Source organism: Nostoc sp. CALU 1950 (assembly GCF_051172895.1).
Taxonomy (GTDB): Bacteria; Cyanobacteriota; Cyanobacteriia; order Cyanobacteriales; family Nostocaceae; genus Nostoc; species Nostoc edaphicum_A.
The window spans coordinates 1-17,518 of record NZ_JBDNJQ010000019.1 but is presented as its reverse complement, the minus strand read 5'-3'; the positions used below and the strand labels follow the sequence as shown (position 1 = coordinate 17,518).

15 protein-coding genes are annotated in these 17,518 nt (G+C 41.9%); 13 read left to right on the top strand and 2 right to left on the bottom strand.

The annotated features are described in order from the left end of the window. The first annotated feature begins 94 nt into the window (after positions 1-94). Both ctaD and ABF638_RS08165 read left to right on the top strand, forming a co-directional pair. Positions 95-1,783 carry a cytochrome c oxidase subunit I gene (gene ctaD / locus ABF638_RS08170; RefSeq protein ID WP_435021812.1) on the top strand — a complete coding sequence of 563 codons (1,689 nt, stop codon included), beginning with the start codon at positions 95-97 and terminating at the stop codon, positions 1,781-1,783. A gap of 133 nt (positions 1,784-1,916) precedes the next feature. Next, entirely contained in the window at positions 1,917-2,513 is a 597-nt protein-coding gene (locus ABF638_RS08165) for a cytochrome c oxidase subunit 3 (protein WP_435021810.1), read from the top strand. Here the strand turns inward: ABF638_RS08165 and ABF638_RS08160 are convergent. Continuing rightward, positions 2,510-2,641 carry a hypothetical protein gene (locus ABF638_RS08160; RefSeq protein ID WP_435021808.1) on the bottom strand — a complete coding sequence of 44 codons (132 nt, stop codon included), beginning with the start codon at positions 2,639-2,641 and terminating at the stop codon, positions 2,510-2,512. The two genes, ABF638_RS08165 and ABF638_RS08160, sit on opposite strands and share 4 nt — an antisense overlap. A 37-nt stretch (positions 2,642-2,678) precedes the next feature. Between ABF638_RS08160 and ABF638_RS08155 the strand changes: the two genes are divergently transcribed. From ABF638_RS08155 to ABF638_RS08135, 5 genes are all read left to right on the top strand, one after another. Continuing rightward, positions 2,679-3,164, top strand: a complete 486-nt coding sequence (locus ABF638_RS08155) for a hypothetical protein (protein WP_435021806.1) — start codon at positions 2,679-2,681, stop codon at positions 3,162-3,164. Between the two features lie 209 nt (positions 3,165-3,373). Next, positions 3,374-3,985, top strand: coding sequence for a cupin (locus ABF638_RS08150; RefSeq protein ID WP_196509914.1), 612 nt, complete (start codon positions 3,374-3,376; stop codon positions 3,983-3,985). 83 nt (positions 3,986-4,068) lie between these two features. Beyond that, positions 4,069-4,548, top strand: coding sequence for an ArsC/Spx/MgsR family protein (locus ABF638_RS08145; protein WP_435021803.1), 480 nt, complete (start codon positions 4,069-4,071; stop codon positions 4,546-4,548). Between the two features lie 190 nt (positions 4,549-4,738). Next, positions 4,739-5,947 carry an RNA-guided endonuclease InsQ/TnpB family protein gene (locus tag ABF638_RS08140; protein ID WP_435021878.1) on the top strand — a complete coding sequence of 403 codons (1,209 nt, stop codon included), beginning with the start codon at positions 4,739-4,741 and terminating at the stop codon, positions 5,945-5,947. Positions 5,948-6,192: 245 nt separating this feature from the next. Next, a complete protein-coding gene (locus ABF638_RS08135; RefSeq protein ID WP_435021801.1) occupies positions 6,193-11,697 on the top strand; it encodes a trifunctional serine/threonine-protein kinase/ATP-binding protein/sensor histidine kinase in 5,505 nt (1,834 codons plus the stop codon). Between the two features lie 92 nt (positions 11,698-11,789). On the opposite strand, the gene cysK is transcribed toward ABF638_RS08135, so the two are convergent. Then, on the bottom strand, positions 11,790-12,749 hold the full coding sequence (gene cysK / locus ABF638_RS08130; protein WP_435021799.1) for a cysteine synthase A: 960 nt from the start codon (positions 12,747-12,749) through the stop codon (positions 11,790-11,792). Positions 12,750-13,911: 1,162 nt separating this feature from the next. Between cysK and ABF638_RS08125 the strand changes: the two genes are divergently transcribed. The 6 genes from ABF638_RS08125 (at position 13,912) to ABF638_RS08100 (ending at position 17,367) form a co-directional block, all read left to right on the top strand. Then, a complete protein-coding gene (locus tag ABF638_RS08125) occupies positions 13,912-14,334 on the top strand; it encodes a hypothetical protein (RefSeq protein WP_435021797.1) in 423 nt (140 codons plus the stop codon). A 39-nt stretch (positions 14,335-14,373) separates the two neighbouring features. Beyond that, positions 14,374-14,655 (top strand): hypothetical protein, encoded by a 282-nt coding sequence (locus ABF638_RS08120; protein ID WP_069068423.1) that lies wholly within the window; start codon positions 14,374-14,376, stop codon positions 14,653-14,655. Between the two features lie 2 nt (positions 14,656-14,657). After that, positions 14,658-14,969 (top strand): hypothetical protein, encoded by a 312-nt coding sequence (locus tag ABF638_RS08115; protein ID WP_435021795.1) that lies wholly within the window; start codon positions 14,658-14,660, stop codon positions 14,967-14,969. A 527-nt stretch (positions 14,970-15,496) separates the two neighbouring features. Continuing rightward, complete coding sequence (locus ABF638_RS08110) at positions 15,497-15,859, top strand: hypothetical protein (protein ID WP_069068421.1); 363 nt, start codon at positions 15,497-15,499, stop codon at positions 15,857-15,859. A 136-nt stretch (positions 15,860-15,995) separates the two neighbouring features. Further along, positions 15,996-17,003 carry an LLM class flavin-dependent oxidoreductase gene (locus ABF638_RS08105; RefSeq protein ID WP_435021792.1) on the top strand — a complete coding sequence of 336 codons (1,008 nt, stop codon included), beginning with the start codon at positions 15,996-15,998 and terminating at the stop codon, positions 17,001-17,003. Further along, positions 16,993-17,367 (top strand): hypothetical protein, encoded by a 375-nt coding sequence (locus tag ABF638_RS08100; RefSeq protein ID WP_181930331.1) that lies wholly within the window; start codon positions 16,993-16,995, stop codon positions 17,365-17,367. The genes ABF638_RS08105 and ABF638_RS08100 overlap by 11 nt, the downstream gene beginning before the upstream one ends. The last annotated feature ends 151 nt before the right edge of the window (positions 17,368-17,518 follow it).

Here is a 17,518-nt window from a genome sequence, read left to right as displayed (position 1 = left end):
ATAAACCAAAACATTCTTTTAATCCAAAATCCAAAATCCAAAATCTAAAATTGCAGGACGTTTGACCCTGGACTCCCCATAGTGGTAAAAAAATATGACGCAGGTAGAATTTCCACGGAATACTCCACCAGAAGGAAATAAACCGGAAATGGTGGCTGGCCACACCTCTCATCCGAAGGCGTGGAAATGGCAAGATTATTTTACATTTAATGTTGACCACAAGGTTATTGGTATTCAATACCTGGTGACGGCGTTTGTGTTCTATCTCATTGGCGGACTGATGGCGATCGCTATCCGTGTCGAATTAGCAACACCAGATGCAGACGTACTCGACCCCAATTTGTATAACGCTTTCATGACCAATCACGGGACGATTATGATCTTCCTGTGGATTGTCCCTAGCGCCATTGGGGGATTTGGTAACTATTTAGTGCCGTTGATGGTCGGTGCTAGGGATATGGCTTTCCCGAAGCTGAATGCGATCGCCTTTTGGTTAAACCCACCAGCCGGTGCGCTGATTTTAGGTAGTTTCATTTTTGGCGGTTCCCAATCTGGTTGGACAGCTTACCCACCATTGAGTTTGGTGACAGCACCAATTGCTCAAACTATGTGGATACTTGCGATCGTCTTGGTAGGAACTTCTTCAATTTTGGGTTCACTGAACTTTGTGATCACCATTTTGATGATGAAAGTTCCTAGCATGAAATGGGATCAAGTGCCCCTGTTTTGTTGGGCAATCTTGGCAACCTCTATTCTAGCGTTGCTTTCCACACCTGTATTAGCAGCCGGTTTAGTTCTGCTGTTGTTTGACCTCAACTTTGGCACCTCCTTCTTTAAACCAGATGCAGGCGGTAACGTTGTAATTTATCAACACTTATTCTGGTTTTATTCTCACCCGGCAGTATATTTAATGATTCTGCCCATCTTCGGCATCATGTCGGAGGTAATTCCAGTTCACGCTCGTAAGCCAATCTTTGGTTATAAAGCGATCGCTTATTCTAGTGTAGCCATCTGCGTTGTCGGTTTGTTTGTCTGGGTACACCACATGTTTACCAGTGGCACACCCGGTTGGATGCGGATGTTCTTCACCATCTCCACTCTTATAGTTGCAGTTCCCACTGGCGTGAAGATTTTTGCCTGGGTTGCTACCCTCTGGGGTGGTAAAATCCGCTTCACCGGTGCGATGCTTTTCGCCATTGGCTTGTTATCCATGTTTGTCATGGGCGGCTTAAGTGGTGTGACGATGGGAACAGCCCCCTTTGATGTTCACGTCCATGACACATATTATGTTGTTGGACATTTCCACTACGTTCTGTTTGGCGGTTCTGTCTTTGGTATCTACGCCGGTATTTATCACTGGTTCCCCAAAATGACCGGACGAATGCTGAATGAAACCTGGGGACGGATTCATTTCGCCCTCACCTTTATCGGTACTAATCTGACCTTTTTACCCATGCACGAGTTGGGCTTGAAAGGAATGCCCCGACGAGTGGCAATGTATGACCCCCAATTTATCGACCTCAATCAAATTTGTACCTTTGGTTCATTTGTTTTAGGGATATCGGTAATTCCCTTCGCTATCAACATGATCTACAGTTGGCTGAAGGGGCCTTTGGCAGGTGATAATCCTTGGCAAGCTTTGACTTTAGAATGGACAACTAGCTCACCACCCATAATTGAAAACTGGGAAGTGTTGCCAGTTGTGACTCATGGCCCTTATGACTACGGTCATGGTCATAGTACTGAAGTAGAGACATCTGCAACACCGGAAGCTAGTGCTTAGTTATGCAATAACTCTTGTGGGGTGGGCATCCTGCCCGCCCTGAATCTAAGACGGGTGAGACACCCATCCCACAAGAGAATCAAGATTGTGAAGAATTCAATTGCCCGACGCTTCACCTTTAAGGGTAAACAATATGACCATAGCTACGACAAGCGAAGATCACAGTGCAGGACACGAAGAACATCCCGATTTAAGAGTTTGGGGACTTTTGACATTCCTCGCCTCTGAATCTCTGATGTTTGGCGGATTTTTTGCCACTTATTTGTTTTTCCGAGGTATTACAGCAGTTTGGCCTCCAGAAGAAACTGAAGTAGAACTACTTGTGCCGACGATTAACACCATTATTCTGGTGTCTAGTAGTTTCGTGATTCACTTCGGTGATAAGGCGATTAAAAAGAATAATGTCAAGGGAATGCAACTGTGGTACGCGATTACTGCAATCATGGGGGCAATTTTCTTGGGTGGTCAGGTTTATGAGTACTCAACATTAGGATATGGTCTGACTACCAACGTCTTCGCCAACTGCTTTTATATCATGACTGGGTTCCACGGTTTGCACGTTTTTGTGGGACTGTTATTGATATTACGAGTATTGTGGCGATCGCGTCTTCCCGGTGAATATTCTGCAACCAATCATACTTTCATCGAAATGACAGAAATTTACTGGCACTTCGTAGATATTATTTGGATTGTATTATTCACCTTGGTGTACGTTCTTACTTTGTTTTAAAAGGGAGTGGGGCATTGGGCATTGGGCAAAGCAAAGACGCGATAAATCGCCGTCTCTACAATAATCAATCTTTCGTCTTGATGGCGATTTGTCGCCTCTCTTGCTTTAACCGAACCGTATTGCCTCATATCCCTGATATTCCTTATCTCCATTCAGGAGTTAATTATGCAAGCTAATACAAACAAATTCTCATGGTTCGAGGTTCCAGAAGACATCAAAAATCTATTAGTTTTAGCTGCACAAAACTGGGAGAACACATCAGAATCGGAAAAGTATATTCAACAAGCTTTAGCTAAGACTGGTGAAAATACAGATGTCTTAGTAGCAGCATATAGATTTTTCTATTATAAGAATAATTATTCTCTTGCACTACAAACAACAATCAAATTATTAGATAAAATTAAAGAACTAGAAAAATTACCTGATGACTGGGAGCAACTTAAGCCGATATTAGTCAATCGCAAAGAAGACCCACAAATTCGATTGTACTTAAATGCTTATGCTGCTTCTGGATTAGTACTAGCAAATTTAGGGGCAATCGAGGAAGCAAAAGAAATCAGCACCAGAGTCAAACAGATAGATGAAAAGAATGATTTTGGTGCTGGGATTCTGCTGGATATTTTGACACGTCCACCAGAAGAAGATGATTAATTAGTCAGCAATCAAAAATCAAGGTGAACAATCATGAACAATTGGTTATCTACTAGATCATATTCCTCTTACTCCCTGTTAGGAGCGGCTACTGATAGTAACTCTATCTTTCCTCCTATCACCATACCTACTAAACTTCCTGTAGGCAATATTCCTAATGTCTCTCCGATCCTGATCATCCAATCTTCGCCGTTATCAATTTAAAAGTTATGAAAGGTAGGGATTGGCTGCTAACGGGGGACGGTCAGTATCAAGCCTGTAAATCTGTGAGAGCATGGGATTTATTGAGAGAAAACTACCGCCTTTATCGGTTTTTAACTGAGGTGGAAGATGTTCTCAATAGTGGTGACAATGAAGCCAATTGTCTGCCAGAAATTCGGATGCTCGTAAGGCGCTTGATAGTAAATTCCTACTGGGTGCAAAGTCAACATTTAGAGCCTTCACCCAAAACGGGAAACTCTGTTTTACTCCTATATGATGAATTGGGTTTTCCGTTGACGGTGCAAACAGTAACATTTGCACCAGGAACTCGATCAACCATTCATAATCATGGGACATGGGGAATAGTAGCGGTGTTAAAAGGTGAGGAAAAAAATACTTTTTGGCGACGCACTCATAGCCCAGAATTTCAGGACAAAATTGAACAGACGGGAGAGATAACTCTATTGCCAGGGGATATTATTAGCTTCACTCCTGATGCAATTCACAGTGTAGAAGCAATGGGTGATGAACCAACTGTGACTTTTAATATCTACGGCGAAACTGATCCAGATGAGAGATTTGAGTTTGACTTAGGTACTCATCAGGCTAGGAATTTTTAATTAGGCATCGTCAGGGTTTATAGTTAGACGCTTTAGCGCTAAAGCGCCAACTAAAAACAATTGAGTAATTAGGAGATAATTGCATGGCAAGAGTAAGTTTCTATAGCAAACCAGGCTGTAAAGGTGGTACTAAGCAAAAAGTTTTGCTCACAGCTGCTGGTCATGAGGTGATACCATACAACCTGCTAACAGAACCTTGGACAGTTGAACGGTTGCGCTCATTTTTTGGCGATCGCCCTGTAGCTGAATGGTTTAATCCTTCCGCCCCAAAGGTAAAATCTGGTGAGGTAGTTCCTGAAAAACTAGATGAACAAACCGCCTTGGCGCTGATGCTGAAAGAGCCGTTGTTGATTCGCCGTCCTTTGTTAGAAGTAGGCGAACAGCGCGAGGTAGGATTTGATGTACAAAAGATTGATGCTTGGATTGGCTTACAAGCTGTGGATGAATCCTTGCAACAAATTAGCGACAATCTGATGAAGGAAAATTTGCAAGGCTGCTCCCACGGTCATGGTCATCATGAACATGGTCATGAACACCAAAAGAAAGGCAACTGTAAACATTAGTAGAGGATTTTTACCTAAATCGGAGAGAAGGCTCCCGCCATAATCTGTGATTTGGCGGCGAGATGAATCGAGGGCGAAAAACGAGACATTCTCCGACAAATGACTGGCTGTAAGCCAGTGGGGGAGAGAGAATAGTTGAGTTTTTCGCAAATCCATGCTAATGATTTACGTTAGTAGATATGACGTAAATATGCTGGTATTTGAAGCAAAACTTGAGGGACAAAACGTACAGTATCAAGCGCTTGATGAAGCGATTAGAACTGCGCGGTTTGTTTGCAATGCTTGTCTTCGGTACTGGATGGATAACAAGGGCGTTGGGCGATACGATCTGAGTAAATTCTGCGCTGTACTTGCTGCTAACACTGAGTTCCCTTGGGTCGCCAAGCTTAATTCGATGGCAAGACAAGCCAGCGCTGAAAGGGCGTGGTCTGCAATTGCTCGATTTTTTGATCATTGCAAAAAGTCTAAACCAGGCAAGAAAGGATTTCCAAGGTTTAAGAAAGAACAAACACATGGTTCTGTTGAATACAAAACCTGTGGATGGCGACTTTCTGACGACCGCAGGCATATCACTTTCTCAGATGGGTTTAAAGCAGGAACCTTCAAGTTGTGGGGAACCCGTGACCTGCATTTCTACCAACTCAAACAGTTCAAGCGTGTTCGTGTCGTTCGTCGTGCCGATGGGTACTATGCCCAGTTTTGCATCGACCAAGAGCGAGTAGAAAGGCGAGAACCAACAGGTAAAACTATTGGTATTGATGTTGGATTGAACCACTTTTTGACCGATAGTAATGGGGAAACCATCGCCAATCCCCGACACCTGCGTAAGAGTGAAAAGTCTTTGAAACGGTTGCAACGCCGCTTGTCTAAGACTAAAAAAGGTTCTAATAACAGAGTCAAGTTTAGAAATAAACTTGCGCGAAAACATCTCAAAGTAAGTCGCCAACGTAAAGACTTTGCTGTTAAGACAGCAAGGTGCGTAGTGAAGTCTAACGACCTCGTGGCGTATGAAGATTTGCAGGTGCGTAATATGGTCAAGAATCATCGCTTGGCTAAATCTATCAGTGATGCGTCGTGGTCGCTGTTTCGTGAGTGGGTTGAATATTTTGGTAAAGTGTTTGGCGTGGTAACGGTTGCCGTTCCACCTCACTACACTTCGCAAAATTGCTCTAATTGTGGAGAGGTTGTGAAAAAAACTCTTAGCACTAGAACCCATGTTTGTCCTCATTGTGGACATACCCAAGATAGGGATTGGAACGCAGCACGGAACATATTAGAAAAAGGATTGAGTACGGCGGGTCACGTCGGAACTAACGCCTCTGGAGAGACTGATCAATACTTGAGTGAAGAAATTCCTTCAAGCAAATCAACTCGTGGAAAGAGGAAACCCAAAGAGTAATCTTTGGAATCCCCCACTATATTCGGTACTCCGAATTAGTGGTGGGAGGATGTCAAAGTGATGTAATCTATTAAAACCTGAATTATTGAGTTTGAGATGTAACAATACCTCAAGTATCAATATACAACTTCGGAGTGAATTAGTGTTCGTAACATCTCGTAAAAATATGCTTATTTTTGTCTCAGATGTTACGAAGCTAAACTTGCATGGGCATATTAAGAATGCTTATATTGCAAGAAAAAATTATGACAGCCACTTTATCTGGTTATCAACTCCTCGAAACTCTTCACTCCGGTAGTAAAACCGTCATTTATCGTGGACGGCGAGAAACCGATAATGCTTCTGTCGTAATCAAAACTCTTCTGTGCGAACATCCACCTCTAGAAGATGTTGCTCGACTGCGCCACGAATATCAAATCATTGAGCCGCTACGAATTTCTGGCATTGTTAAAGCCTACGAGTTAAAGAATTATCAGCATGGTCTAGCTTTAGTTTTAGAAGATATTCCAGGTTGCTTGCTCAAAGAACTTATTGCCACTCAAACAACCACCTTAATTATTTTTCTGAAGGTGGCGATTAATTTGGCACACACATTAGGAGAGCTGCACGCCCAAAAAATTATACATAAAGATATTAAGCCGCACAATATTCTAATTAATCCTGAATCTGGGGAAATTAAACTGATTGACTTCAGTATCTCCTCACGCCTTGATCAAGAAAATACCACCTTGAGCAATCCTCATTTGCTCGAAGGTACCCTTGCCTATATGTCGCCTGAGCAAACAGGCAGAATGAATCGGGTGTGCGACTATCGCACCGACTTTTATTCGTTGGGTGTCACCTTGTATGAAATGCTGACGGGTACGCTGCCGTTTTATGCTGCTGACCCGATGGAGTTGATACACTGTCACATCGCCAAAATGCCAGCCGTACCCTGTCAAAAAACCGTGTGTCGCGTTCTGGGAAATGTGCCAGAGGCGATTAGTGCAATTATTTTGAAGCTGTTAGCGAAAACAGCAGAGGAGCGGTATCAAAGCGCTTGGGGACTGAAAGCGGATTTAGAGGACTGCTTGTTTCAGCTTCAAGTGATTGGCAAGATTGAAAACTTCGTACCAGGGAGACAGGACAAATCTGGGCATTTTTTGATTCCGCAAAAGCTGTATGGACGCGAAGCAGAAGTAGCAACATTGATGGCTGCATTTGAGCGTGTGGCAGATGGTAGCAGCGAACTCATGCTAGTTTCTGGTTATTCGGGTATTGGCAAGACAAGTGTCGTCAATGAAGTTCATAAACCGATTGTGGGAGCAAGGGGTTATTTCATTGCAGGCAAGTTTGACCAGTTCAAGCGCAATATTCCATATGCGTCGTTGATTCAGGCATTCCAATCTTTGATTCAGCAATTACTCACCGAAAGCGTTGCCCAAATCCAAGGGTGGAAAGAGAAACTGTTAACTGCGTTGGGAGAAAACGGACAAGTCATTATTGATGTGATTCCAGAAGTCGAACTAATTATTGGAACTGTGCCAGATGTAACACAATTGGGAGCGACAGAATCGCAAAATCGCTTCAATCGCGTCTTTGGGCAATTCATTGGGGTATTCACGAACCAAGACCATCCCTTAGTTGTGTTTCTTGATGACTTACAGTGGGCAGATTCGGCATCGCTGAACTTAATTGAGCTATTAATAACGGATACTGAACGCAAATATTTATTGCTAATCGGGGCATACCGTGATAATGAAGTGTCGCCCACCCATTCACTGATGATGAGTTTGTCCAAGATTCAAGCCTCTGGTGCACTAGTGAATAACATTGTCTTATCACCATTGCAGTTAATGAATGTGGAAGCGTTAATTGGCGATACATTTAATCACATAGAATGCAGTCAGCCACTAGCAGAATTACTATTCCACAAAACCGGGGGAAATCCGTTCTTCTTAACACAATTGCTGAAAACCCTACACCAAGAAGACTTGCTAACGTATGACTTCCAGTTTGGGATGTGGCAGTGGGATATTCAACATATTCAAGCGATTGGCATTAGCGACCTAAATGTTGTTGAACTGACAGCGAGAAATATTCGTAAACTCTCATTAGAAACGCAAAAAGTCCTGAAACTGGCTGCTTGTATTGGTAATACTTTTAACTTAGATGTATTGGCGATCGTTAATGAAACATCTTCTCTAACGACTGCGGCGCAATTGTGGTCAGCCCTGCAAGCTGGGTTAATTTTGCCTTTAAGTCAGGATTACAAAATTCCCTTAGTCTTTAGTCAGGAGGAATCTGGCAAAATTGCTTTAACTGATATCAAAGTTGATTACAAGTTTTTACATGACCGAGTACAGCAAGCGGCATATTGTCTGATTCCCGATGAGCAGAAGAAAGCAACGCATCTGAAAATTGGTCAATTACTACTGCAAAACACTACACCTGAAGAACGTAAAGAAAATATATTTGCTTTAGTTAATCAACTCAATTACGGTACTGATTTACTGATATCTGAAACCGAAAAATATCAACTTGCAGAACTCAATCTCATCGCCGGACAGAGAGCTAAAGCAGCCACAGCGCACGATTCCGGTGTCAAATATTTGCAAGTTGCTTTAGGACTGTTAGTAGAAGAAAGCTGGAAGTGTGAATATGAACTGACATTAACACTCTACTCAGAAGCAGCAGAGGCGGCTTTTTTGAGCGGTGATTTTGAAGAAATGCAGAGATTCTTTGAAATAATCCAAAACTGCGCTATGACGCTACTGGACAAAATTAAAGTGTATGAAGTCCAGATGCAAGCTTATATGGCGCAGAACAGGCTGCTAGAAGCGGTTAACACAGCGCTAGAAGTTTTAAAGCTATTGGGAGTTGAGTTTCCCCAACAGCCGAACCCATCAGATATTGGGCAAGCATTGGCAGAAACTGCGGCAATTTTGAGTGGAACACAAATTGAGGATTTAATTGACCTGCCTCAAATGAGCGATCGCTATAAATTAGCAGCCATGAGACTATTGTCAAGTATTTTTGCTCCTGCATACATTGCTGCTCCGGCACTATTGCCATTGACGGTGTGCAAACAAGTACAATTATCCGTCCAATATGGTAATGCTTCCGTTTCTCCCTTTGCTTATGCCAATTATGGTTTTCTTCTTTGTGCCATTGTGGGAGATATTGATTCAGGTTATCAGTTCGGCCAATTAGCTTTAAATCTATTGTCAAAGTTAAATGCTCAAGAAATCAAACCTAAGACACTTTTCATCGTAAATCTATTTATCCGACATTGGAAAGAGCATTTAAGAGAAACCTTAGAGCCTTTGTTATCAGGCTATTCTAGCGGGATGGAAACAGGAGATTTAGAATATGCAGGCTATAGTCTACTCCAGTACTCCTGTTTAGCTTACTTTAGCGGTAAAGAATTGACTGTCCTTGAAAGAGAGATAGCAAGAAACAGAGATGCTATTCATAAAATCAAGCAAGAAACAGCGCTTAATTATATAGAAATCTATTGGCAGGCTACCTTAAATCTGCTCGGAAAAAGTGAAAATCCGTGCCTTCTAAAGGGTGATGCCTGCGATGAGCAGATCAGGTTGCCATTGCACCAGCAAGCGAACGATAATGCGGGAGTTGGCTACATATATTTGAACAAATTTTTACTTTGTTATTGGTTTGAAAATTACTCAGAAGCGATTGAGAATCTCGCTATAGCAGAGAAGTATTTAGATACAGTGGTAGGAATGCCCTTTGTTCCTGTATTCCATTGTTACGATTCTTTAGTACGGCTAGCGGTGTATGGCGATCGCTCAGAGTCAGAGCAACAGGAAATTCGCGATCGCGTCCAAGCTAATCAAGAAAAAATGCAAAAATGGGCGGATCATGCCCCAATGAATCATTTACACAAATTTTATTTAGTAGAGGCAGAACGGCATCGAATTTTAGGCGAAAAAATAGAAGCCATTGAGATGTACGATCAGGCGATCGCACTTGCGAAAGAAAACAAGTACATCAACGAAGAAGCGATCGCTTACGAACTCGCAGCCAAATTCTATTTGTTATGGGGTAAAGAAGCGATCGCTCAAACCTACATGACCAATGCCTACTACGCCTATAGCCATTGGGGCGCTGTTGCTAAAGTCAAAGATTTAGAAGCACGTTATCCGCAATTGATTGTGCAATCAAATACAGAAAAACTAGAAACGAATTACCTGCACACTATTCAAACACACTCTACGACCACTGGAGGCGCTCACATTCTCGACTTCATGACAGTGATGAAAGCTGCTCAGGTGCTGTCGGAAGAAATGGTGCTAACTCACCTGCTTGAAAAATTGATGAAGATTGTCATCGAAAATGCTGGCGCTGAACAAGGTTACTTTATTGCCAAGCACGATAATCAATGGCTGCTAGAAGCAGTGGGAATTGTTGAAGGTCAGGACGTTAGTGTATCAACTGCTATTGTTAACTCGAAAGATGAAATTGATTCAGCTTTGCTCCCAGTTGCTTTACTCAACTATGTTGAAAGAACCAGAAACAACTTAGTTTTAGACAATGCTGTTAAAGACTCCCGTTTTGCGGCTGATGCTTATATCACCACTTATCAATCTAAGTCGATTTTGTGTCTACCGTTGATTCACTCTGGCAAATTTACTGGTATTATTTATCTGGAAAATAATCTCATTACTGGTGCTTTTACCCCAGAACGGGTAAATGTGCTGAGTCTGTTGATAGCACAAATTTCCATTGCGCTCGACAACGCTCGTCTCTACACCAATCTGCAAACCTACTCGCAACAACTGGAAACCAAATCACAAGAACTCGAAGCTAAAAACGAAGCTTTCCAAGCATCCGAAACGCGAGAGCGAGAAAAAGCAGAACAACTCGCACAATCCCTGCACAAACTCCAACAAACCCAGGCTCAACTTGTGCAGACCGAGAAAATGTCGAGCTTGGGGCAACTAGTAGCAGGTGTTGCCCACGAAATCAACAATCCGGTCAATTTTATCTTTGGCAACCTGACCCATGCCAACAACTACACCCAAGAGGTGCTGGGACTACTGGAACTTTACCAGAAACATTACCCATCTCCCCATCCAGAGATTCAGGAAGAAGCCCTGGCAATTGATCTGGAATTCCTGCTGGAAGACCTGCCTAAGCTACTGTCTTCTATGTGGGTTGGAGCAGACCGGATTCGACAAATTGTCGCTTCTCTACGAACCTTCTCACGCATGGATGAAGCCGAGATTAAAGCCGTTAATATTCATGAGGGGATCGACAGTACCCTAATGATTCTGCAACATCGCCTTAAAGCAAAGTCAGATCGTCCCGATATTCAGCTTGTGAAAAACTACGGCAATCTGCCCCAAGTGGAATGCTATGCAGGGCAGCTGAATCAAGTGTTTATGAATGTGTTGAGTAATGCGATCGATGCTTTGGAAGAGTCATTAGCAGACAATCAAGGACAAATAACAACTCCAACCATTACTATTCATACTGAGCAAATTAATACTCATCAAGTGGAAATTCGGATTGCAGACAATGGTCTAAGTATACCAGAGTCTATTCGACGACGCCTGTTCGATCCTTTCTTCACCACAAAACCTGTGGGCAAAGGGACAGGTATGGGTTTGTCGATTAGTTACCAAATTGTCACCGAAAAACATGGTGGTTCACTTTCTTGCATCTCAGAACCCGGACAGGGAGCGGAGTTTCAAATCCGCATTCCACTTTCACAGGAAATTAGCAAGAACATTGTTGTTGCTTGAAATACCACTCTTTAATACTTACAAAGAAAGGCAGAAAGCAGTTTTCGTTTGTATGAAGTAGGGGCTACAGCTGTATGCCCCTACAGTTATCCTTAACGGACGCCAGCAGTTTCTAAGGACAAGTCTTGAAACATAGGTGTGCTGAGGTAACGTTCACCAAAGGAAGGCTGAATCATCACGATTAAACGTCCGGCATTTTCTGGACGTTTACCTACTTGAATGGCGGCACACAAAGCTGCGCCAGAAGATATTCCAGACAATAAGCCTTCTTCTTTTGCCAAGCGTCGTCCAAATGCGATCGCTTGTTCATCGCTGACTCTAATTACTTCATCAACTAATTCTAGGCGGAGAACATCTGGGATAAATCCCGCCCCAATACCTTGAATTTTATGTGGGCCAGCTTCACCACCAGAGAGAACTGGGCTGTTGCTGGGTTCAACTGCGATCGCTTTAAAAGTCGGCTTGCGCTGTTTGAGTACTTCTGCAATCCCAGTAATCGTCCCACCAGTACCTACCCCAGCAATGACGATATCTACTTCCCCGTCTGTATCTGCCCAAATTTCTTCGGCGGTGGTTTCCTGGTGAACTTTGGGATTAGCAGGGTTGCGGAACTGTTGCAACATAAAAGCATCGGGAGTATTAGCGACAATTTCTTCGGCTTTGCGAATTGCTCCCCGCATTCCTTCAGCACCTGGTGTCAATTCTAAAGACGCACCATAAGCTCTGAGCATAGCTCGTCGTTCTTGGCTCATCGTCTCTGGCATTGTCAAAATCAAACGGTAGCCACGCGCTGCTGCTACCATCGCTAGAGCAATTCCTGTATTACCAGAGGTAGGTTCAACTAAAATGGTCTTTCCAGGGGAAATTGAGCCAGCCGCTTCTGCTGAGAGTACCATACTTAAACCAATGCGGTCTTTCACCGAAGCCGCTGGGTTCATACCTTCTAATTTGACAACTATCCTTGCTACTACTCCCTCAGCTTGGGGAATCTTGTTCAGTTGAACTAAAGGAGTTCGTCCAATCAGTTCTGTGATGTCTTGAGCAATCCGCATTATTTATCTCCTAAAATCCTAAATCTTAGTACAGAGTATTTACTTATAACAATAAGCTTTTGTGTATTTAATTTGTAGTGTAGTGTCAATGAGTGCATATACTATGTATTCTAACTAAACCACAAAATATGAAAGTTTAGGAAGAACTTTTATTAGATGTTCCGATTGATTCTCACTTCAGCAGAGGACTAGGGAAGCATCCTTCTATTTTACCATTTGAAATTGCTGACTATTGTCTCTTTGCTTGAGATTCGATTTCTGTAATTCTGTATATATGAATAATTTCCACCATTTTTTCTATTTGTTAGGGAAAGATAATCTACTTTCCAAACATTTAATTGCTTTTCATAAATTATTAGTCTATCTTGATCAAGAGACATTGGTATTCTTTTTTGAGTGCAGATTTTACCCGACCAAATTTGCATCAAAAATAGTCCTGAATCATTGTCTACATTGCTTTTAGGTTGAGTACAAAAACACCAGAACCCCACCTCGAAAACACTAGCACCTCGTCTCAAAAACACTAGCACCCATACCCCAATTAATTTTTATAAGACTTATCAGATAGGAATTACAGCCTTTGAGTACTATTCTAATGAATTTAATAATCTTAACAGGGCTGGGGTAAACTGTTTTGTGGAGAGCGGCTGATATAAATCGTATAGGATTTACGCAGAGATTCCCCTCTACCCCCCAACATTCCTAAGCGAAAGCTTAGTGAACTAGGGGGGACTTCTTAATCTCTCTTTTGAGACTAGGATGCAACCAGATTCCAGAATCTAAGTGCGTTATTTCTGACTGAATAATCCTACGTTTTGTGAAAAAGTTGGTAAATTTTCATTAGTCAGTGATCAGTGGTGATTAGAAAAATAACTGAGAACTAACAATTGTGAAAATTACCGTTTACACATATTTTAATATCAAAACTGTTTCAGAGGTAGAAATATATAACTACTTTAGCTAAACAGCAAAAGATATTTTCTTACTGGGTGCATATCAATACTTCTCGGTTAATCACTTTTAACTCGGAATCGGGTTTGGGAAAAAGGTTAAAGGTTAAAGGTTAAGGAGTAAAGATTTTTTCTTTTCCCTTTCCCGTTCCCCTTTTCCCCAAAATCCGAGAAGTATTGGGGTGCATACTACCTAGCAAGGGAGAGCCAAGATGAAAGCCAAACTTTTAAATGTCCTTACAGTTTTCGTCGTTACCTTAGCAGTGCTTTCACCAGAGCTAGTAGTATTTGGCATAGTTTGGGAGCGACATCTGGAGTTAGTAAAATCCCAGAATTTAGCTTACGAAGTGAACAATGCTAGTACACAGGCTCCCACCTTGGCTCCCCGAACAGAGGGTACACATTCCCCTCAGACTAGCATTCAATCCTCTGATCGTAATGTGGTTCATCAAATGCTGATTGTTGCTGAACAATATAAATTTGCTACTATCCTGCAATGGTTCTTCTTGTTAACCCCGATTTGTGTTGGGTTAGGGATTCTCTTTTACGACAGGTATCTTGTTCATCGTGCTGCTGTTTTAAAAGAACAAGTTGAAATGTTGGAAAGACTGTGGCAGCAAAGTATCGAACAGTAACCTATTCACAATTTACTCACTCAAATCAACAAAATTACCATGTCAGAACAACGCCAACAACTGTATTTTAATCTGATTGACGAATTACTCAGATGCCCTAATGGTCAAGAACCAGAAATTTTGGAATCAAAGCCAGAATTGATTGATTCTGGTTTCGTAGAAACAATGTTACAAGTAGCAACTATGTTTGCCCATGAAGGCAATCAAGATGGTGCCAAATTTTTATTTTTTGTGGCGCGTGAGCTAGCTAAAGAATTGGGTTTATACCCGGAAGTTCCCAGTACTGAAGTTGCAAATACTGAAGTTGCAAATAAGGAGTAAAAATGCTGTTGACTTCAACGGATGCAGGACAAATAGCTTTAGAACTGCTCATGGCAGATTGGAATATCTCAGAAGAAAACAGAGAGTGGTTCACAATCTTTAACTCTCGTCTGATTGGCGAGAGTTGGTACACTGTGGAATTAGGTGTGGAAGGATTTCCCGATAGGTGGTTTATTCAAGTGTATGACAATGGAGTGTGTGATCCAAACTATACATTTATATCACCAATCCGTGGTTCTGAAGGATTTACAGACTTTATGAATGTGCCGGATATCGTAGCAGAGGTTTTAGTTTGTGAACGCAATGCTCGATAATAATAATTAAAATTCAAAAGTTAGAATTCAACAATAAAGTAGGACTTACGCAAAATACGTCGTAAGTAGCGGTAATTCATGAATTACCGCTACGGAATAATAGGCTTTTCAATTATTTTTGCGTAAGTCCTATAAAGATGCTTTACGCACGGAGGTATACTAAATAAAGTACACCTCTTTTTTTATTGAACAGAATTCAGGAGTCAGGAGCCAGAATGGGCTAAATGCCCCGCTAATACTATTTCACTTTAATAATGATACAAATACGTGGGTAAGGGTTTAGCAGTGCTAAACCCCTACGAAAAATCTATATGTATCAAGATTTTCGTGAAATGGTGTAACAGAATAAATTCTGACCGAAAAAGCGGATAGTGAGTATTTTAGAGCGTCGCATCTTGATTCTAAATTCTGAATTCTGAATTCTGACTCCTGAATTATTATTCAATTAATATTTAACATTTTATTTAAGCCTAATAGGCTATTTTGTCATATTTAACTGACAAAATTATGTTATATTAAATAGCGTGATGGACGCTACAGAAATATCAGTTCCAATGATTGCTGAAGATATCTTAGCCAAAGAATTCACAAGAGTCGTCAACCATTACTATCCGCAAGTTGGGGAATTGCTGGATGGGTGTTATGTGAAAGTCATCACCTGTTTTTGGGGACGACCTGCCAGACGTTTGCAATATATAGGAATTTATTGCTCTGACGAAATGATTTCCTGTGTGCAAGCTCAAAAAGAAATACTCAGAGAAGTAGCAGACAATATGGGTTTAATCCAGGTTGTCTGCATGAATGCCAAGCGATTATTGCGCGATCCGATGTCGAAGGTAAAAGAGAACAACCCACGCCTATGGTTGGAGTTGCAGTGGGTTGCAACTTAGTAATTCATCGCATTAATTAAGAGGGGAAATGTGTTTGTAGAGAGGAATTTAGTCTTCAAATATTTAAGCACTAAAGTGCTTACTACAAACCAGAATAGCCAGCACCTACGGTGAGTACAAAGTATTAACGCAAGTAATGAAAACTGGAATTTTCTGCAATTACGATAATTTTCACCAAGATGCTCATCGTGCCATGTTTGAGCAAGTAGCGCTGGTAAAACAGGCTGAAAGCTTAGGTTTTGAGGAAGCGTGGGTGAGTGAGCATCATTTTAGTGAATCCAATCTCAGCCCGTCTATGTTGCTGTTAATGGCACACTTGGCGGGATTGACTTCAACTATCCAATTAGGGACGGCGGCGGTGTTACTGCCATTCCATAACCCGATTCGGGTAGCGGAAGATATTGCCACTCTGGATAACCTTTGCAATGGACGATTATTGTTTGGAGTTGCTAAAGGTGGCCCCTTTCCCCAACAAAATAAGCATTTTGCAACACTCCCCAGTGAAGCCCGTCCCAAGATGCTAGAGGCGATCGCACTGATTCACAAGCTGTTATATGAAACTGATGTATCATTTAACGGTAAGTATTATCAGTGCGATCGCCTGACAATTTACCCAAAACCATTGCAGAGTCAAATACCAGTGTATGTTGCCACTGGCGGCGATGATGGTATCGAGTTTGCCGCTAAACATTCCTTCAGCTTGATGGGTGGGCCGCCATTTTCCCTAGAGAGATTGAAAGATACTGTTGCCAAATATCGAGCCTTAAATTCTAGTGGTGCGGAAAAGTTGGTGCTGGCACGCTTCTTTTTTGTTGGCAAAACATTTGATGAGGCTGTGAGTGAAGCGTTACCTTTCGTTCGCCAATTTAGCCAGAAAATGAAAGCTAATACGGCTCAAGTATTGCAAAATAGTGCGAATCCCAACCAAAAACCATTTGATCGCACAAATATTTGTTTCGACGAAGATTATTTGATTGAGAATTCAATTATCGGTGATGTGGAGACTTGTCGAAACAAAATCAAGAAATTTCAGGACGAATTAGATTTAGGTACGCTAGCACTCAAACCCTCGTCTGCGGATCTGCAAAAAAACCTGGACAGTTTGACGCGCTACAACCAAGAGGTGCGAAATTATGTCTTCTAAACTATACTTGCTTCCTCCCGATGATTTACCTCCCACTGAGGTAACGAAACAGGATGGAATGCTGCAAATGGAGCTAGAACAGTCTACTGGCAGATGCTTTTATCTAGCCTGCGATCGCATTACGCGAGTCCTGTTGTCTAATTGTCAGTGGTATATCACAACAAATGCTAGCATCCTCACATTAATTGTTGACTGCCCTGATTTAGTATCTTACTGGCATATTGTTAGCAATATTGCCCAGTTGGGTAATAGATTAGAGCGGTTTGCTAGCAATGGCAAAATCCGCGTTTATCCGCCATTTGGCAAGGGGATGCCATTTGAAATCAGCGTAAATGAAATATCAGCTTACCGAGATTGGCTTTGAGGTAAATAGAAACTGGGAATCACACAAAATTTAGCTGTATTACACCCTGTACTCCTAAAGTGCAGGGTGTTGCAATTTTTATCTAAGAGCCTGTCAACTGGAGTTTAGACTAAAAGCGATATGAGAGAACGCAAACCAAATGGAATTAGAG